The organism is Streptomyces gardneri, from assembly GCF_006539185.1.
In the GTDB taxonomy this organism is placed as follows: Bacteria; Actinomycetota; Actinomycetes; order Streptomycetales; family Streptomycetaceae; genus Streptomyces; species Streptomyces gardneri.
The window spans coordinates 279912-297881 of record NZ_BJMN01000011.1; the positions used below are offsets into that span (position 1 = coordinate 279912).

19 protein-coding genes are annotated in these 17970 nt (G+C 73.4%); 11 read left to right on the forward strand and 8 right to left on the reverse strand.

Annotated elements, in window-relative coordinates; translation table 11 throughout:
- Complete coding sequence (locus SGA01_RS09355; RefSeq protein WP_141295165.1) at positions 1 to 786, reverse strand: SDR family NAD(P)-dependent oxidoreductase; 786 nt, start codon at positions 784 to 786, stop codon at positions 1 to 3.
- 93 nt (positions 787 to 879) lie between these two features.
- A complete protein-coding gene (locus SGA01_RS09360; RefSeq protein WP_141295168.1) occupies positions 880 to 1656 on the reverse strand; it encodes a MerR family transcriptional regulator in 777 nt (258 codons plus the stop codon).
- Between the two features lie 209 nt (positions 1657 to 1865).
- Between SGA01_RS09360 and SGA01_RS09365 the strand changes: the two genes are divergently transcribed.
- Entirely contained in the window at positions 1866 to 3092 is a 1227-nt protein-coding gene (locus SGA01_RS09365) for a serine hydrolase domain-containing protein (protein WP_141295171.1), read from the forward strand.
- A 153-nt stretch (positions 3093 to 3245) separates the two neighbouring features.
- On the opposite strand, the gene fusA is transcribed toward SGA01_RS09365, so the two are convergent.
- Positions 3246 to 5261: an elongation factor G gene (gene fusA, locus SGA01_RS09370; protein WP_141295173.1), complete on the reverse strand. Its 2016-nt coding sequence runs from the start codon at positions 5259 to 5261 to the stop codon at positions 3246 to 3248.
- A gap of 72 nt (positions 5262 to 5333) precedes the next feature.
- On the reverse strand, positions 5334 to 5456 hold the full coding sequence (locus SGA01_RS41830; RefSeq protein ID WP_255325172.1) for a hypothetical protein: 123 nt from the start codon (positions 5454 to 5456) through the stop codon (positions 5334 to 5336).
- Positions 5457 to 5646: 190 nt separating this feature from the next.
- Here SGA01_RS41830 and SGA01_RS09375 point away from each other — a divergent pair, with 190 nt between their 5' ends.
- Complete coding sequence (locus SGA01_RS09375) at positions 5647 to 6054, forward strand: helix-turn-helix transcriptional regulator (protein WP_229918001.1); 408 nt, start codon at positions 5647 to 5649, stop codon at positions 6052 to 6054.
- A 64-nt stretch (positions 6055 to 6118) separates the two neighbouring features.
- On the opposite strand, the gene SGA01_RS09380 is transcribed toward SGA01_RS09375, so the two are convergent.
- Positions 6119 to 6535 carry a VOC family protein gene (locus SGA01_RS09380; RefSeq protein ID WP_141295176.1) on the reverse strand — a complete coding sequence of 139 codons (417 nt, stop codon included), beginning with the start codon at positions 6533 to 6535 and terminating at the stop codon, positions 6119 to 6121.
- A 149-nt stretch (positions 6536 to 6684) separates the two neighbouring features.
- Here SGA01_RS09380 and SGA01_RS09385 point away from each other — a divergent pair, with 149 nt between their 5' ends.
- On the forward strand, positions 6685 to 7332 hold the full coding sequence (locus SGA01_RS09385) for a nucleoside/nucleotide kinase family protein (RefSeq protein ID WP_371866012.1): 648 nt from the start codon (positions 6685 to 6687) through the stop codon (positions 7330 to 7332).
- Between the two features lie 22 nt (positions 7333 to 7354).
- The gene (locus SGA01_RS09390; RefSeq protein ID WP_141295181.1) at positions 7355 to 7888 is read left to right on the forward strand and encodes a YcxB family protein; all 534 of its coding nucleotides are present in this window, start codon (positions 7355 to 7357) and stop codon (positions 7886 to 7888) included.
- 18 nt (positions 7889 to 7906) lie between these two features.
- Here the strand turns inward: SGA01_RS09390 and SGA01_RS09395 are convergent, their stop codons facing one another.
- Positions 7907 to 8644, reverse strand: coding sequence for a CTP synthase C-terminal region-related (seleno)protein (locus SGA01_RS09395; RefSeq protein WP_167534052.1), 738 nt, complete (start codon positions 8642 to 8644; stop codon positions 7907 to 7909).
- 96 nt (positions 8645 to 8740) lie between these two features.
- On the opposite strand from SGA01_RS09395, the gene SGA01_RS09400 reads away from it, so the two are divergent.
- The 4 genes from SGA01_RS09400 to SGA01_RS09415 all read left to right on the forward strand — a co-directional run bounded on the left by SGA01_RS09400 (position 8741) and on the right by SGA01_RS09415 (position 12424).
- On the forward strand, positions 8741 to 9283 hold the full coding sequence (locus SGA01_RS09400) for a tetratricopeptide repeat protein (RefSeq protein ID WP_141295186.1): 543 nt from the start codon (positions 8741 to 8743) through the stop codon (positions 9281 to 9283).
- An 8-nt stretch (positions 9284 to 9291) separates the two neighbouring features.
- The gene (locus tag SGA01_RS09405; protein ID WP_141295189.1) at positions 9292 to 10191 is read left to right on the forward strand and encodes a LysR family transcriptional regulator; all 900 of its coding nucleotides are present in this window, start codon (positions 9292 to 9294) and stop codon (positions 10189 to 10191) included.
- A 49-nt stretch (positions 10192 to 10240) separates the two neighbouring features.
- Positions 10241 to 11200, forward strand: coding sequence for a DUF1444 domain-containing protein (locus SGA01_RS09410; RefSeq protein ID WP_141295192.1), 960 nt, complete (start codon positions 10241 to 10243; stop codon positions 11198 to 11200).
- Between the two features lie 75 nt (positions 11201 to 11275).
- A complete protein-coding gene (locus tag SGA01_RS09415) occupies positions 11276 to 12424 on the forward strand; it encodes an aminopeptidase P family protein (protein ID WP_055645961.1) in 1149 nt (382 codons plus the stop codon).
- Between the two features lie 18 nt (positions 12425 to 12442).
- On the opposite strand, the gene treZ is transcribed toward SGA01_RS09415, so the two are convergent.
- Positions 12443 to 14194, reverse strand: a complete 1752-nt coding sequence (gene treZ / locus SGA01_RS09420; protein ID WP_141295377.1) for a malto-oligosyltrehalose trehalohydrolase — start codon at positions 14192 to 14194, stop codon at positions 12443 to 12445.
- Between the two features lie 61 nt (positions 14195 to 14255).
- Entirely contained in the window at positions 14256 to 15272 is a 1017-nt protein-coding gene (locus SGA01_RS09425) for a GNAT family N-acetyltransferase (RefSeq protein WP_141295194.1), read from the reverse strand.
- Positions 15273 to 15408: 136 nt separating this feature from the next.
- On the opposite strand from SGA01_RS09425, the gene SGA01_RS09430 reads away from it, so the two are divergent.
- The 3 genes from SGA01_RS09430 to SGA01_RS09440 all read left to right on the forward strand — a co-directional run bounded on the left by SGA01_RS09430 (position 15409) and on the right by SGA01_RS09440 (position 17943).
- Complete coding sequence (locus SGA01_RS09430; protein ID WP_141295196.1) at positions 15409 to 15957, forward strand: FHA domain-containing protein; 549 nt, start codon at positions 15409 to 15411, stop codon at positions 15955 to 15957.
- Positions 15958 to 16185: 228 nt separating this feature from the next.
- Positions 16186 to 17361 carry a cytochrome P450 gene (locus SGA01_RS09435; protein WP_141295199.1) on the forward strand — a complete coding sequence of 392 codons (1176 nt, stop codon included), beginning with the start codon at positions 16186 to 16188 and terminating at the stop codon, positions 17359 to 17361.
- A 96-nt stretch (positions 17362 to 17457) separates the two neighbouring features.
- Complete coding sequence (locus SGA01_RS09440) at positions 17458 to 17943, forward strand: hypothetical protein (protein WP_141295202.1); 486 nt, start codon at positions 17458 to 17460, stop codon at positions 17941 to 17943.
- Positions 17944 to 17970 lie beyond the last annotated feature (27 nt).

A 17970-nucleotide genomic window follows, 5' to 3' on the forward strand; every position in this document is an offset into this window, starting at 1 on the left:
TCAGTGGACGGAGAAGCCGCCGTCCACGAAGAGCGACTGGCCCGTGACGTACGCCGAGGAGGTGCTCGCCAGGAAGACCGCAGCGCCCGCGAAGTCCTCGGCGAGGCCGTTGCGGCCGACCATCGTGCGGGCCGCCAGGGCCGCCACCTTCTCCGGGTCGGAGGAGAGCCGCCGGTTGAGCGCGGTCATGACGAAGCCGGGGACCAGGGTGTTGGCCGTGACGCCGTACGGTGACCACGCCTCCGCCTGCGAGCGGGCCAGCGACTCCAGGGCGCCCTTGGAGACCCCGTACGCACCGCTCTGGACGAACGCGCGGTGCGCCTGCTGGGAGGTGATGTGGATGATCCGGCCGAAGCCCCGCTCGGCCATGCCGGGGCCGAAGCGCTGACCGAGGAGGAACGGCGCCTCCAGGTTCACGGTCATCGTCGTGTCCCACACCTCCTCGCCCAGCTCGCCGAACGGCGGACGGAGGTTGATGCCCGCCGAGTTGACCAGGATGTCGGGCTCCCCGAAGACGGCCGCCGCGGCCTCCGCCCCGGCCTTGATCCCCTCACGGGTGCTCAGGTCGGCGCTCACCCAGGCGGCCCGGCAGCCGTCGGCCGTCAGTTCGTCCATCGTCGCGGCGAGCTCGTCCTCCTTGCGGGCCAGGATCACGACACGCGCGCCGGCCCGGGCCAGCGCCCCGGCAATGGCGCGGCCGATTCCCGAGCTGCCGCCGGTGACGAGGGCGGTGCGCCCGTCGAGCGAGAACAGCCCGGAGAGATAGCCGGCGGGGGTCGTGCTCATCGTCGTGTCACTCCTCGTGTCGTACGGCACCCGCCAGTCCGCGTGCGGTGGACGGCAGGTCCCCGCATCCTGGCACAGGGGCCTCGGCGGCCGTCACTGCCTCGGGACGTCGATGCCGGCAGCCCGCAGCTTCGCCTCGACCAGCGTGTTCAGCCGGGCGATGGACGGTGACTGGTCCTCCCGGTGGTGGTTGACCATCCCGTACCGGGAGGCGGCGTCGGACTGGTCCCCGAACCCGGTCGGCATCGCCAGCAGCGCGCGGTCGGCCAGGAGCTTGTCGGCGAGCGTGGCCGCCAGCTCCTCGATCCGCGGGTCGTCCGGATCCCAGGTCCTCGCGTCCCAACCGCGCTTGGTCAGCTCGACGGACTCGGGATCGTCCAGCGAGTGTTCGAGCCGCGTCAGGAAGCTGTCGAAGATCTCCGGGACCAGCGCCCGGGCCAGCACCAGGGCCTCCCGCTGACCGGCCACGTAGTCGGGGCCGAAGCCGAGTCCGTCGAGCCGGTCCAGGACCGCGCAGGCCCGGTCGGGCAGCAGGGCCCGGTCGCCGTGGTCGAGACGGTGCAGCCTGTCGCGGCGCGCGGTCAGCTCGTCGATCCGCTCGGTGAGCTGGTGATGGACGTCGTCCAGGGTGGCGGCGAACGTCCGGGGATCGGCGTCGAGCAGGTCACCGATCTCGGCCAGCGGAACGCCGGCCGCGGCCAGGGTCCTGACCTGGACCAGCCGGAACAGCTCGCCCGACCGGTAACGGCGGTAGCCGGAACGGTCGCGTTCCGGCTCGGCGACCAGCCCGAGCCGGTGGTAGTGCCGCACGGTCTTGATCGTGACACCGACGAACGCCGCCGCCTGACCGATCGTCAGTCCGTCTGCCATCGGGTCGGCGCACCTCCGGATCGCGGGCGGCCGCGGTTCTCGCGCACCGCGCCGGCGACGACCGGCACGTCCGGACGATCACAAGAACGAGGATAGGGGTTGACCTTGACCTTGGGTCAAGGTCGGAAGCTCTTCACAGGGCCGCTCGAAAGGCCAGGCAGCCATCGGGGCCGCCGTGGGAACGCACACTGTGAACAGGGAGATTCATCATGGGAACGAGCAACAACGGCTTCTCCGACGCAGGGCTCCGCCGACTGCGCGAGGTGCTGGAACGGCACGTCGAGTCCAAGAAGATTCCCGGACTCGTCGCCCTGGTCAGCCGCGGCGGCCGGACGCACGTCGAGGCGATCGGGACGATGCGTCACGACGGTGGCGCGCCGATGCGCCGGGACACGGTCTTCCGGATGGCGTCGACGTCCAAGCCGGTCACGATGGCGGCGGCGATGGTCCTGCTCGACGACTGCCGGCTGCGGCTGGACGACCCGGTGGATCGGTGGCTGCCCGAACTCGCCGACCGGCAGGTGCTGAGGCGGCCCGACGGACCGCTGGACGACACCGTGCCGGCACAGCGGCCGATCACCGTACGGGACCTGCTGACCTCCACGTTCGGGCTCGGAACGGACTTCGAGTCGATGGCTTCCCCGATCAGGGCCGCGACCTTCGAGCGGCTCGACTACAGCGTGGCATCCGGGCCGGCGCCCGAGCCGGACGAGTGGATGCGCCGCCTCGGCGAGCTGCCGCTGCAGTACCAGCCCGGAGTGCGGTGGCAGTACGACCTCAGCAACGAGGTGGTCGGCGTGCTCGTCTCCAGGGTCACGGGACAGTCGCTGGAGACGTTCCTGCGCGAACGCGTCCTCGACCCGCTGGGGATGAAGGACACCGCCTTCCATGTGCCCGCCGACAAGATCGACCGGCTCCCGCCCCTGTACGGGCCCGACCCGCAGACCGGCGAGTTCGTCGTGTGGGACGAGGCAGCCGGGGGAAGGGCAAGCACGCCTCCCGTGTTCCAGGGCGCCGGCGGCGGGCTCGTCTCCACCGTCGACGACTACGACGCCTACTTCCGGATGCTGCTGAACCACGGGATGCACGGGACCGAACGGATCCTGTCCCGGGCCGCCGTGGAGCTGATGACCACCAACCGCCTCTCGCCCGGGCAACTGGCCGCCCGCGAGGCCATGTTCGACAACATCGCCCACCTGTCGTCAGGCCAGGGTTCGCAGGGCGGCTGGGGCTTCGGGATGGCGGTGCGCACCTCTCGCGGCGACTACGCGCCCCTCGGCCAGTTCGGCTGGTTCGGCGGCACCGGCACCACCGCCTACGCGGACAGGACCAACCAGCTCACCGGGGTCCTGCTCACCCAGGTCGGACTGTCCACCCCGGATTCCCCGCGGGTCATGAACGACTTCTGGACCACGCTCTACCAGGCCGTCGACTGACGACGAGCAAGCATCACCATCCGAGCTGTGGCCCACCCAGGACCTCGCCGCCGATGCTCGCGGCGAGCTCCTGGGCTCTGGTCAGGCCAGTCGGCGGTCGGGTGCCCGGGCGTGTCCGTGAGTCGGCGCTCACGGACACGCCCGGGCCGGGCCTCAGCCCTGCGGGGCCGGGGCGTAACCCGCCGGGCGGGTGGTGAAGGTGCCGCGGCCCTGGGTGCGGCCGCGGAGGCGGGACGCGTAGCCGAAGAGTTCGGCCAGCGGGACCGTCGCCGACACCACCGCGGTACCGGAGCGGGTCGTCTGGTCCGTCACCCGGCCCCGGCGGGCCGCGAGGTCGCCGAGGACCGCGCCGACCGACTCCGCCGGGACGGTGACCGTGACCTCGGCCACCGGCTCCAGGAGCGTCATCGCGCTCGCGCGGAGCGCCTCGCGCAGGGCGAAGCGGCCCGCCGTGCGGAACGCCATCTCCGAGGAGTCCTTCGGATGCGTGGCGCCGTCCGTGAGCGTGACTCGGACACCCGTCACCGGGTGGCCGCCGAGGGGGCCCTCGACGAGGGCGTCCCGGCAGCCGGCCTCGACCGCGCGGACGTACTCCTGCGGTACGCGGCCGCCCGTGACCGACGAGGAGAAGGTGAACTCCCCGTCGACATCGGACCCGAGCGGTTCGACGTCGATGACGACATGGGCGAACTGGCCCGCGCCGCCGTCCTGTTTGACATGGCGGTACAGCAGGCCGGTGACACCCTTCGCCACCGTCTCCCGGTACGCGACCTGCGGACGGCCCACCGTCACCTCAAGGCCGCGGTCGCGCCGCAGCTTCTCCACCGCGACCTCCAGGTGCAGTTCGCCGAGGCCTGACAGCACGGTCTGGCCCGTCTCCGGGTCGGACCGCACGACCAGCGACGGGTCCTCCTCGGAGAGCCGGGCGAGGGCCGTCGCCAGGCGGCCGGTGTCCGTGCTCCGGCGGGCCTCCACGGCGACCGAGACCACCGGGTCGGCGGTCGTCGGCGGTTCGAGGAGGACCGGCGCGTCCGGGGCGCAGAGCGTCGCGCCCGGCCGGGCCGTCTTCGGCCCGACGACGGCGACGATGTCCCCGGCGCGCGCCGAGTCCAGCTCCGTCGTCCGGTCGGCCTGGACGCGCAGGATGCGGGAGATCCGCTCGGTGCGGCCGGTGGTGGTGTCGAGCACGGTGTCCCCCTTCGTGATCGTGCCCGCGTAGACGCGGACGTAGGTCATACGGCCGGTGGCCGTCGCGCTCACCTTGAACGCGAGCGCGGTGAACGGCGCCGCCGGGTCCGCCGGCGTCTCGCCGCGTACCGGAGGCATGTCCGACGGAGCCGGGAGGTACGCGACGACGGCGTCGAGGAGCGGTTCGACGCCCCGGTTGCGGTAGGCCGAGCCGCAGAGCACGACCACGGCCTCGCCGCCGAGGGTCAGGTCCCGGAGCGCGCCCGTCAGCGTCCCCTCGGAGAGCGCGGACTCCGCGCAGAACTCCTCCAGGGCCGCGGGGTGCAGCTCCGCCACCGTCTCCTCCAGGCGTCGCCTGCGGTGCCGGGCCTCGTCCCGGAGCCCCTCCGGGACCGGCTCGTCGGTGTACGTGTCGGCGCCGTCGGCCCACACGTACGCCCGCATCCGGACCAGGTCCACGACGCCGGTGAAGCCGTCCTCGCGCCCGATGGGGAGCTGGACGGGGAGCGGGACGGTGCCGAGGCGCGTACGGATCGACTCCACGGCGCCGTCGAGCTCCGCGCCCGCGCGGTCCAGCTTGTTGACGAACGCGATGCGCGGGACACCGTGCCGGTCCGCCTGCCGCCACACGGTCTCGCTCTGCGGCTCGACGCCCGCGACGGCGTCGAAGACGGCGACGGCGCCGTCGAGGACGCGCAGCGAACGCTCGACCTCGTCGGAGAAGTCGACGTGCCCCGGGGTGTCGATCAGGTTGATCCGGTGGCCCGCCCAGTCGCAGCTGACGGCCGCGGCGAAGATCGTGATGCCCCGGTCCCGCTCCTGCGGGTCGAAGTCGGTGACGGTCGTGCCGTCGTGGACCTCGCCGCGCTTGTGGATGGCGCCGGTGAGGAACAGGATCCGCTCGGTGACGGTGGTCTTGCCGGCGTCGACGTGGGCGAGGATGCCGAGGTTGCGGATGCTGGTGGTGAGGGGAGTACGCACGGTCTCGTGCCTTTCGCTGCTGCGTGGAAACAGGGCAGCGCGATTCCCGGACGACCGGAAGGGATCAGGACGTCACGGGCGGCGATGGCGGGCGCGCAGCCGCCACCGCTCGGCCGAGGAGGCGAGGATCACGTCGTACCGGGCACGGGAGGGCGACACGGCGACGGCGCCACGGCTGCTGCTGTTGCTGCGCACGGTCGTCTCCCCCCTCGATCAGGTGCCGGTCGGCGCACCGAACGGCCCGCCGAGACGTGAGTGTAGGGAGAGCAACGGGCCGCGCGACAGCGGTTTTCCGCGATGCCGAGTCCGGCCCGGACGGAGGGGTGGGAGCGGCCCGGGTGCCGGCGACGGGCTGTCGCCGGCACCCGGGCGGGTCCGCCTCTGCGTGCGGTCAGTCCGACCTCGCCGTCAGAACCAGGAGCTCAGCACGCTGACGATCGGCGAGACGCGGAGGAACGCCGACGACCCGCGGCTGGACATCCCCGCCATCGCCGCCGCGCACCACATATCCGTCAGCTATCTCCACCGTCTGTTCCAGCGGGAGGGCGGCGGAGCGACGGCCGCGAGCTTCCTCCAGCGGCAGCGACTCACGCGGGCGCGCCGGGACCTGGCCGACCCCCTGCATCAGGGGCTGCCCGTGCACCTCATCGCCGCCCGGCGCGGCTTCAGCCACGCGTCCGCGTTCAGCCGGGCGTTCCGCGACGCCTACGGCCTGCCGCCGGCGGCCTTCCGCCGGCAGTCTCTGGGCGGCCGGCACGCGGGGGGCGCCGAGGCGGCCGCCCCCGGCATGTGAGCCGCGACGGCGTTCACCCGCACGGGGTTCCCGGCGATCTCCCCGGCCGTTCCGTCACACGCCCTCAGGCGGAGGCGTCGGCCGGCTGGAGGAGGTCCCAGCGGTTGCCGTAGAGGTCCACGAAGACGGCGACCGAGCCGTACGGCTCGTGGCGCGGCTCCTCCTTGAAGACGACCCCCGCCGCCGTCATCCGGGCGTGGTCGCGGGCGAAGTCCTCGGTGTGGAGGAAGAAGCCGACCCGGCCGCCCGTCTGGTTGCCGACCGAGGCCGCCTCGGATTCGTTCTTGGCGCGGGCCAGGAGCAGGCCGGCGTTGCCGAGGCCGCCGACGCCCGCCGCGCCGCGCGGACGGACGACGACCCAGCGACTGCCGTCGCCACGGTCGGTGTCCTCGACGAGGTCGAAGCCGAGGGCGTCGGTGAAGAAGGCGATGGCCTCGTCGTAATCACGGACGACGAGGGTGACGAGTGCGATGGACGGCATTACCCCAACGTAATACGCGCAAGCGGTAGGAATCTACTCGCGTCAACCCGCGTCGTCGCAGGTACGACCCTCGACGCATCGAGGGTGCCAACGAGGGGTCGGGGAGGGTCGGGCGAGGGTTCGGGGGAGGGGTGGCGAGGGGTGCGAGAATGCCCGACATGGACGCGCAACAATTCGAGCGCCTCGCCGCACGCGCGCGTGCCCTCGCCGAGCCGGGGCCCGAACCGCGCCACCGGCGGATACTCGGCCTCGCGGGCGCGCCCGGGGCCGGGAAGTCCACGCTGGCCGCGCGGCTCGTCGCCCGCCTCGACGGGCTCGCCGTCCTCGTCCCGATGGACGGCTTCCACCTCGCGCAGGCCGAGCTGGAGCGTCTCGGCCGGGCCGGCCGCAAGGGCGCGCCCGACACCTTCGACGCCGCCGGGTACACCGCGCTCCTCACCCGGCTGCGCGCCCCCGAACCGGGCACCACCGTCTACGCCCCGGCCTTCGACCGCTCCCTCGAGGAGCCGATCGCCGGAGCGATAGCCGTCCCGCCCGAGGTCCCGCTCGTCGTCACCGAGGGCAACTACCTCCTCCACGACGAGGGCGCCTGGGCCGCCGCCCTGACTCTCCTCGACGAGGTCTGGTACCTGGACCTGGACGACCGCCGCCGCGTACCCCGGCTCGTCGAGCGCCACGTCCGCTTCGGCAAGGACCGGGCCGGGGCCGAGCGCTGGGTCCACGACTCGGACGAGGTCAACGCCCGCCTGGTGGCCCGGAGTCGGGACCGTGCGCACCTGGTCGTCCGGATGAGTTAGCGGAACAGTACGATCCCGTTCCATGGTCATGAACTCGGGGCGGGACGGCAGGCAGGGCGACATACGGAGCACGGTCCACTTGGTGTACCGCCCGACCCGTGACGACATCCACACGGCCGTCCTGGTGCGTGAGCGCTGCCGGCGCCTCCATCTGGTCCGGTGGGGCCTCGCGGGGTTGCTGGCGGCCGTGGCCCTGCTGATCCTGGCCTCACCGACGAGTGCCCCGTCGTCGTCCCTGGCGCCCGCCGTCCTCGCCGTGCTGATCTGGTCGCTCCCCTACGCCCAGAGCCACCACGCGCTGAAAACGGTCTCGTGGCAGGGCGAGTACCGCGTGTCCGTGAGCGAGACGGGGGTCTCGGCCGAGAGCGAGCACGTGACGCTCCTCCAGCGCTGGTCGGTCTTCCGCGGCTACCGCGAGACCCGTGACCATGTGGTGCTGCTCAGCCGGGACCCGAACATCCTGCTCGTGGAGGTGCTGCCCAAGCGCGGGCTGCGCTCCCTGGAGGACACGGAGCGACTCCTCGACCTCGTCGGCCACCACCTGCCCCGCGTCTGAGGCCTTCTCTGGCGGTGCTCAGAGCGTGGCGCCTGCCGCGTGCCGCACCGCCGCCGTCGCCAGGGCGCGGATCAGGGGGTGCGGGCGGCTGCCGTCGCCCGCGAGCTCCGGCTGGAAGAGGGTCGCCAGGAAGAAGGGGTGATCCGGGAGTTCCGCGATGCGGACCCCGCCCTCCTCGTCGGCGCCGGTGAACCGCAGGCCGTGGGCGCCCAGGGCGTCGAGGTGGCGGCTGTCCGGGCCGTAGTTGCAGTGGTAGCGCTCGGTGGTCCGCTCCGCGCCGAGGGCCTGCTCGGCGAGCGAACCGGGAGTGACCCGGACGACGCCCTCGTGGCCGACGAGCGAGCAGGCGAGCGGCGCGATCAGCAGATCGCCGGCATCGGCCGCCGGGTCGTTCTCGGCGTGCGCCGCGCGGGACAGGCCGCAGACGTTCCGCGCGTACTCAAGCAGGGCGTGCTGGAAGCCGCCGCAGGTACCGAGGAAGGGGATGCCGTCCTCTCGGGCCGTACGGATCGCGGCCAGCGCCCCCGCCTCGCTCACGTACGGGCTTCCCGGCAGCACCCACACCGCGTCGAAGCCCCGCACGGCGCCGGGCGCCTCCGCGTCGCCCGTCGGGATCCAGTACGCGTCGAGCGCGAGCCCGTCCCGTTCGGCGAGGGCGTCGAGGAGGACGGGGATGCGGACATGGGACCTGACGTGCGGGGAGCGGTCGCCGACCAGGGCGATGCGGGGGACGGGGCGGGAGGTGTTCGTGTTCATGACGGCCATGCTGGTCGGCGCCCCCTGTTCACGTCCAACGATGATTCCTGCACTCTCCATCACGAATACTTATGTCGCCGTCGATAGGGTGGCCGCATGACGACTGATCACACGACGCAGCCGGAGCAGGAATGGGAGCGTCGGGTCGCCGCGCTCTGGGAGCGCATCGACGACCACGAGCCCGCCGACTTCCGCGCCGCCGTCGCCGCCCTCGCCGCCGAGCGGGCCGACGACGACCCCGCGGCCCTCTTCGAGCTGGGCGCCGCCCACGACTCCACCGGCCTGCCCGCGGAGGCCGTCCGCCTCTACGAGCGCGCCCTCGACCACGGGCTCACCGGGCTGCGCCGCCGCCGGGCCGTCGTCCAGCTCGCCAGCAGCCTCCGCAACCTCGGCCGGCCCGACCGCAGCGTCGAACTCCTCACCGCAGAGCGGGACATCCCCGCCGGCCGGCTCGACGCCGACGAGCTCGCGCTCTCCGGCGCCGTCGACGCCTTCCTGGCCCTCGCCCTCGCCGACACCGGCCGCGACCGCGAGGCCGCCGCCCTCGCCCTCGGCGCCCTCGCGCCCCTGCTGCCCCGCTACAACCGCTCGCTCGCCCACTACGCGCGCGCTCTCCTCACCGCCCCCGACGGCTCCTGAGCGGCTTCGTGGACCCGCACCTCCTCCGTACGTACGTCACCGTCGCCCGGCTCGCCTCCTTCTCCGAGGCCGCCCGCGAGCTGGGCTACACCCAGTCGGCCGTCTCCCAGCACATCGCCGCCCTGGAGACCGACCTCGGGCTGCCGCTCCTCGGCCGGCGACCCGTCGCCCCCACCCCCGCCGGGCAGCGGCTCCTCGAACACGCCGGGGCGCTGCTCCTGCGCCTCGACGCGGCCCGCGCCGACCTCGGCCGGTTCGCCGTCGCGCCCCGCGCGACACTGAGCGTCGCCGCCTCCCCGCTCGCCCTGCATCCCCGTACCCTCGCCGCCCTGCCCGCCACCGGCGTCACCCTGCGCGGCCTGCCCCGCGAGCGGGTGCCCGAGGCCGTCGCCACCGGCGAGGCCGACGCCGGGCTCGTCGACGGGATCGCCGCGCCCAGCGACCCGCTGCGGCTGCCCGACGTCGCGCCGCTCGCCGCGACCGGCGTCGCCGAGGAACCGCTCGCCGTCGTCCTGCCCGCCGACCATCCGCTCGCCGGACGCGCCGGGCTCCGGCTCGACGACCTCGTGGACGCCCGCTGGCTCGACGCGCCCGCCGCCGGCGTCCCCCTCGGCCAGCTCCGGGCCGTCCACGCCGGACCGGCAGGACGCGGCTTCCGTACGGCCCTGCGCTACGAGGGCACCGACACCCGCACCCTCGCGGCCCTCGCCGCCGCCGGGCACGGCCTCGCGCTCCTGCCGCTCCCCGTGGCCGCGGGCGTCCCCGGCGCCACCGCCGTCCCGCTGGTCGCGCCCCGGCTCGTCCACCGCATCGAGCTCCTCCTCCCCGGTCTCGGCGGCGACGCACCCGGTGGACGCGGTGAACCCGCCGGGCCGGTGGCCGAGTTCACGCGACGGCTGGGGAGCTGACACCCGTACTCGCTACCCTGTGCGCAACGGCGACGGAAGGCGGGCTGACGTGGGCTGGCTACGGCGAGGACCCAAGCGGGACGGCGAGGACGCGCCGAGGGATCCCGAGTTCGCGTACTTCTCGGAGCGGGAGGCCGCGCTCTTCCGCGGCCGGGTCCGCTCCACCTTCGCCGAGCTGGGCCTCGAGGTCTCCGTCTACGCCGACCACGTCGTCGACGACAGGAAGCGGAGGTTCGGCCTCGGCAACCTCGCCGCCGTCTGCCACCAGGACCGCCGCGGCAGCCGCGTCTGGCCCGAGCTGATCCATCGTCATGTCGACCTGGTCGTCCGGGCGATGGAGGGTCCGTCCGCCCTGGAGACCCTCCCGCCCGAGCAGATCCGGGCCCAGCTCTACCCCCGGGTCGTCAGCGGCGACGGCATCGACGCCGGCGCCTTCGGCTACGCCAGGACCGTCGCCCCCGGGCTGTACGAGGTCCTCGCCCTCGACCTGCCGGAGAGCGTCATGATGCTCACCGACGAGGCCCTGGACCGGCTCGGCGACCACGCGCAGCTCCGCGACCGGGCGCTGCGCAATCTGCGCGGGCTGCCCGTGGAGGAGCACGAGACCGTCCGCGACGCCGACGGCATGTGCTTCGAGATCATCCTCGGCGACTCCTTCTACACCGCGAGCCGCGTCCTCGACCTGGACGGCGTGGCCCGGCGCGTCACCGGTCTGCCGCTCGGCGAGCACGGCGCGCTCGTCGCCATGCCCTTCCGCCACCAGCTCGCCTTCCACCCCATCCGCGACACCTCGATCATCCCGGCGCTCGGCGCGATGGCCTCCTTCGCGGCCTCCGGGTACGAGGACACGCCGGGCGCCATCAGCCCGTACGTCTTCTGGTGGCGCGGTGGCACGCTCACCCAGCTCAGCGAGCACGACGAGGAGCGCGGCGATCTGCGGATCGTCGTCGGCGACGACTTCCAGGAGCTCCTTGAGCGGCTCATCGCGCAGGGCCCGGACCGCCGCTGAGCGGTCGCGTCGGGCTCCGCCCGGGGGCAGGATGCTGTACGTCGACGCCGCCGCTGCCGCCGCGAAGGAGCCCCCATGCCGAGCACTCCCCACGCATCCGCCGAAGAGGTCACGCCCTTCACCGCGGACGACTACCGGGCCCGGATGACCCGCGCGGCCGAGTCCGCGGCGGACGCCGGGCTCGCGGGTGTCCTCGTCGCCCCCGGCCCCGACCTCGTCTATCTCACCGGCTACCAGCCGACCGCGATCACCGAACGGCTGACCGTCCTCGTCCTCGCCGCGGGCCAGGAGCCGGTCCTCGTCGTCCCCACCCTGGAGGCGCCCGACGCGGAGCGGGCGACGGGGGCGGCGGCGCTCACGCTGCGCGACTGGACGGACGGCAAGGACCCGTACACCGTCACCGCCCCGCTCCTTGACGTCGGAGGCCGCTTCGGCGTCAGCGACAACGCCTGGGCCATGCATCTGCTCGGCCTCCAGCAGGCCCTGCCCGGCACCTCGTACGTCTCCCTCACCGAGGCCCTGCCGATGCTCCGCGGTGTCAAGGACGCGCACGAGCTCGCGCGGATCGCGGCGGCCGGGGCCGCGGCCGACCAGGCGTACGGCGAGATCCTCAAGGTCCGCTTCGCCGGCCGCAAGGAGACCGACGTCGCCGCCGACCTCGCCGCGCTCCTCATGCGCTTCGGCCACTCCCAGGTCGACTTCACCGTCGTCGGCTCGGGGCCCAACGGCGCGAACCCGCACCACGAGGCGGGCGACCGGACCATCGAGCGCGGCGACATGGTCGTCCTCGACTTCGGCGGCCTCAAGCACGGCTACGGCTCCGACACCACCCGTACCGTCCACGTCGGCGAACCGACCGACGAGGAGCAGCGGGTCCACGACCTCGTCCGCGAGGCCCAGCAGGCCGGCTTCGAGGCGGTCCGGCCCGGCGTCGCCTGCCAGGAGATCGACCGCGCGGCCCGCAAGGTCATCACGGACGCCGGCTACGGCGAGTACTTCATCCACCGCACGGGCCACGGCATCGGCGTCACGACGCACGAGCCGCCGTACATGATCGAGGGCGAGGAACTCCCCGTCGTCCCCGGCATGTGCTTCTCGATCGAACCGGGCGTCTACCTCCCGGGCCGCTTCGGCGTCCGCATCGAGGACATCGTGACGGCGACGGAGGACGGTGCGGGGCGCCGCTTCAACAACACCCCGCACGAGATGGCGATCGTCGAGTAGGACGCGGCCCCGGGCCGGTCAGCCGTCCGTCAGGACGACCGCCGACTCGCCCGGCAGGCGCAGCACCCCGTCCGCCCCGAGCGACGCGACCGGGTCCCAGGCCGCGAGGACCCGGTCACGGCCGTTCGAGCCGAGGGGGATCATCGCCGTCTCGTGGCCCATGTTGACCGCGACCCTCAGGTCGCCCCGGCGGAAGGCCAGCCAGCGGGACTCCTCGTCGAAGGCGACCTTCACGCCCCCCAGATCCGGGTCCGTCAGGTCCGGCAGGGTCCGGCGGAGGGCGATGAGCTGGCGGTGCCAGGCCAGCAGGCTCTTGTGGGGGTCCCGCTCCCGCTCGGTGCGATCGAGGACCGAGCGGTCGCGGGTGGCCGGCTCCTGCGGGTCGGGGACCTCGTTCTCGGACCAGCCGTGCTCCGCGAACTCCCGACGCCTGCCCCGCCGTACGGCTTCCGCGAGCTCGGGGTCGGTGTGGTCGGTGAAGTACTGCCAGGGCGTGGTCGCCCCCCACTCCTCGCCCATGAAGAGCATTGGCACGGAGGGTCCGGTCAGGACGAGCGTCGCCGCGCAGGCGAGCAGACCGGGGGAGACGGTGGCCGAAAGGCGGTCGCCCAGCGCTCGGTTGCCGATCTGGTCGTGGGTCTGGGCGTATCCCAGGAAGCGGTGGGCGGGGGTGCGCTCCCGGTCCACCGGGCGGCCGTGCCGGCGGCCCCGGAAGGTCGAGAACGTGCCGTCGTGGAAGAAGACGTGCGTGAGGGTCTTGGCGAGCGCCGCCATCGGGGCCTGCGCGAAGTCACCGTAGTAGCTCTGGGATTCACCGGTCAGAGCCGTGTGCAGCGCATGGTGGAAGTCGTCGTTCCACTGGGCGTGGACACCGAGGCCGCCGAGCGTGCGCGGGGTCGTCGTGCGCGGGTCGGCGAGGTCGGACTCGGCGATCAGGAAGTGCTGGCGGGCCTGCTCCTTCGCCAACTCGTCCACGGCGGCGGAGAGTTCTTCGAGGAAGGTCAGCGCCCGGGTGTCGGCGAGCGCGTGGACCGCGTCGAGCCGCAGCCCGTCGATCCTGTAGTCCCGCAGCCACGCGAGCGCGCTCCCCAGGAAGTACGCCCGGACCTCGTCCGAACCCGGTGCGTCCAGGTTCACCGCCGCGCCCCACGGTGTGTGGTGCGTGTCCGTGAAGTACGGGCCGAAGAACGGGAGATGGTTGCCGGACGGGCCCAGGTGGTTGTGCACCACGTCGAGGACCACGCCCATGCCGAGACCGTGCGCCGCGTCCACGAACCGCTTGAGGGACTCGGGCCCCCCGTACGGCTCGTGGACCGCCCACGGCGCGACCCCGTCGTACCCCCAGCCCCGTACCCCGGGGAACGGGCACAGCGGCATCAGCTCCACATGGGTGACGCCGAGGCCCGCGAGCTCCCCGAGGCGCGCCGTCGCCGCGTCGAGCGTCCCCTCGGGGGTGAAGGTGCCGACGTGCAGCTCGTACAGGACCGCGCTGCGCAGCCGCAGCCGCGGGGACTCGTGCCGCCAGGCGTACGAGGAGTGGTCGACGACCGCGCTCAGGCCGTCGGGTCCGTCGGGCATGCGGCGCGAGCGCGGGTCCGGCAGGACGTGCCCGCCGTCGAGGGCGAAGCCGTAGCGGTCGCCGTCCTCCGCGGGGACGACCCCGGACCACCAGCCGTCCCGTTCGGCGTCCCTTTCCAGGGCGTGGCCGGTGCCGTTCAGCTCCAGCGTGACCTGGTCCCGGGCGCTCGGCGCCCACACCTCGAAGAGCACGCGCATCCCCTCGTCGACGGTTCCACCACTCAACGACTGACTACCGCGTCCATCCTGGCAGTCAGGACTCCGACGCGCCCGGCGCGTCCCACACGTAGTTGATCGCCCGCTCGAAGGTGACGTACCCCGTCCGGCCGAACGACGCCGCCATCGGGACGTTCCCCAGGTCCGTCGCCGCCCTGATCCGGGGCACGTCCGTGGCCGCCAGGATCCGGGTGCCCTCCGCCAGGATGTCGTCGATGTAGCCGTGGCCGCGGTGGGCGGGCAGCACGCCGATGTACGCGATGGTGTGGTGGTAGTTGTTCCGGGCGGGGACGACGAAGCCGACCGGCTCGCCCGTCTCCGGCAGCTGCGCGACCTGCCACCACTCCTGGGGCGAGGTGTAGTGCGCGAACTCCTCGTCGTAGTGCAGCTCCGCCGCCTCACGGGCCGAGAGCCCGGACGCCATGTCGGCCTGCCCGTGCGCGTCGAGGGTGCCCTCCATGACGGGCGTCATCAGCGCGACCAGGTCCTCGCGGTCCCGGACCGGCCGGAACTCCAGACGGCCCTTCGGCTCCGGGACGGGCGTGCCGGGGCGCCACTCCAGCCGGAGCCGCTCGACCAGCGGGCGGGCCCCCGAGCGCTCCAGGACGTCGAAGAGGGACTCCAGGACGGACCGGGTCTCCGGGACCTCGCGCCAGTCCGCCGGCATGAACCGGCCGAACTCCGGGCGCTGCGTCCCCGCCGGGACGACCGAGGCCGCCGCGGTCTCCAGGAGCCGCAGACCGATGTCGGCGCGCTCCTCCTCGGCCAGCTCCGGGGCGAGGTCGAAGAAGTCGAGCGCCAGCGGCTCGGCGCCCGCCTTGTTCGTCCACCAGGCGATCCTGCCGAGCAGCCGGTCGCCGTCGAGCGCCACCCACATCCACTCGGGGACGCGGCGGCCGGTGGCGAGGTCGTCCGCCAGCTCGTGGTCGAGCGAGTACGTGAGGCGGAGGAACAGGTCGAGTTCCTCGGGCCCGGCGAGCGGACGTATGACGAGGTCCGGAGTGGCGGCGGTCTGCGCGGAGGCCGGAGCGGTGCTAGAAGAAGACGCGGTCACGTCGTGGTTCCCCCTGGGAATCATCTCTGGTGTGGAGACCGCAGACCGTAGCAGCGATCTTGTCGGGCGGGTACGGAGTTCCCAGGTCGGGGGCCCTTCTGGACACTTCGGGCCCGACGGGCCGACAATCACGTGTGTGACGACCCCCTTCGAGCTTCCGGCGAACTCCCCTCGGCTGACAGACGCCGAGCGGGACCGTGCGCTCGGGCTGCTCCGTGAGGGCGCCGCTCAGGGACGCCTCTCGCACGACACCTTCGTCTACCGGATGGAGCGCGCGCTCCAGGCCCGCCGGCCGGACGAGCTCGACGTGCTCGTCGCCGACCTGCGGACCGAGAGCACCTGGACCAAGCGGGTCGTCGGGGCGGTCGAGCGGATGTCCGCGTTCACGGCGCGGCTGGGGCGCGCCTGGCACGCGGAGCGGCTGCCGAAGCTGCTGCTGCCGCTCCCGGGCCCGCATCCGCTGCGAATCGGCCGCGACCCGGTCAACGGTCTGCGGCTCAGCCACGAGACCGCGTCCCGGCTGCACGCCGAGCTCTCGATCCAGAGCGGGATGTGGGTGCTGCGCGACCTCGGCTCGACGAACGGGACGACCGTCAACGGCCGACGGGTCACCGGCGCGGTGGTCGTACGGCCCGGGGACGTCGTCGGCTTCGGCCAGATGTCCTTCCGGCTCTCCCACGGCTGAGCTCTCCCACGGCTGAGCTCTCCCACGGCTGACAGCTCTCTCCGGCGGCTCGCAGCTTTCCCGCGGCTCGTAGCTCTCCCACGGCTGACACCGCACGTCACCGCCTGTTGCCCTTCACCCGTTCGGCGGTACATGACGCGCCGCGCGGGCCGCCCGGTGATGGGGTGGGGAGACGCGCGCCACACTCTCCGGCCGCGGCACCCACCGCCGATCGACAGGGGGCGCGCGATGAGCGACGAGCCGAACCGCGGAGCACCGGACCGAGGCATACGGAACGCCCGGTCGGAGGATTCCGGGGACCCCTGGACGCGGCTGCCGTCCATGGCCCCGGGCACGGCCTCCGCCGCGACCCCGAACGTGCCCTCCGGCGCGGCCCCCGTGCGGAACACCTCGGCGGGCCGCGTGCGGACCGTCGCCGAGCCGACCGCCGCGGGGCCGACGGGCCCGGCCGGATCCGCGGGCCCGGTCGACGGACCCTTCGTGCACACCGGGCGGACCGTCGCGCCGAGCCCCCTCGATCCCGGCGCCACCCGCGACCCGCACGCGATCCACCGGACCCTGCGCGAGGAGTTCCCGCTCACGTACGACCCGCTGCTGCGCGCCTGGGTCCTCAGCCGGTACGCGGACGTCGCCACCGCCCTCACCGACACCCGCTTCACCCACGGGCACCGGCCGGGCGACCCGCCCTGCTCCCGGGCCCATGTCGACGTCGACATGGCCGAGTTGAGATCCGTCACCGAACGCACGGCGTACGTCCTCGCCCGCCGCATCGCCGAACGCCCGCAGGCCGACCTCGTCGCCGACTTCTGCCACTGGCTGCCCGCCGGGACCGTCGCCGCCGCCGTCGGCGTGCCCTACCGCGACATGATGCGGCTCGTGCGCGGCCGGGCCGCCGGGGCGCTCGCCGGCGAGTGCGGCGGCCAGATCGCCGTACGGGAGAAGGCGCTCGCCTCCTTCCTCGGCAACGTCCTCGCCGACCCCGACCAGGTCGCCGCCCTCCGCGACGCCCCGACCGCGCTCGTCGCCCGCGCCTGGGCCGAGTCCCTGCGGCGCGACCCGCCCGTGCAGATCGCCGTGCGCCGCACCCGCGCCGAGGTCCGGGTCAGCGGCGGCATCATCCCGGCAGGCGCGTCCGTCGCCCTGCTCGTCGGCTCCGCCGGCCGTGACCCGGAGCGCTTCCGCGAACCCGACCGCTTCGACCCGTTCCGCGACGACCCGGGCCAGCTCACCTACGGCAGCGGCTTCTGTCCCGCCGTGCTGCTCGCCGGCCTGGAGGCCGAGTACGCCCTGCGCGCGCTCTTCTCGGCGATGCCCCGGCTGCGCCTCGCCGACGGCTTCCGGCCCGACGCCACCGGCCTCATCACCCGGGCCCCGCGCAGCCTGATCGTCCGCCCGGGCGGCTGATCCGAGAGTGGAACGAGCTGTCCGGCACCGCTGCTAGGGTGACGTGCGCTCGTCAAAAGGGCCCTTCTCTTTACCACTTTCAACGGGGATTGAAACATGAATAAGCGTCATGTCCGCGCCATCGCTGTCGCCGCCGTCGCCGTCGTCGCCCTGACCGGTGCCCGCGGCTCGAACGGCGCCAGCTGTGGCGGCAGCAGCAGCTCCAGCAGCTCCAGCGGCAGCAACCACAGCGACAACGACGGCGGCAGCACCTCCGGCGGTTCCGTGTCCGGCGGCTCCGGCAGCGCCGACAAGGCGATCCGCGACGTGACCATCGACGAGTGCAAGTACGACCAGGCGACCAAGAACCTCGTCGCCCGGATCACCGTCAAGAACGACGGCTCGATGGACTACGACTACAGCGTCAGCGTGAAGTTCAAGGGCGCCACGGGCGGCAGCGTCACCCCGCGGACCGCGTTCAAGGCCGGCATCGCGGTCGCCGCGGGCGCCTCCCAGAGCGTCGAGGTGACCACCCCGTACATCGGAACCGGCGACGGCTCCGAGTACGCCGAGTGCGAGGTCTCGCGAGTCTCCCGCTTCTGATCGACGGGGCGCTCCCGGGCACCCGGG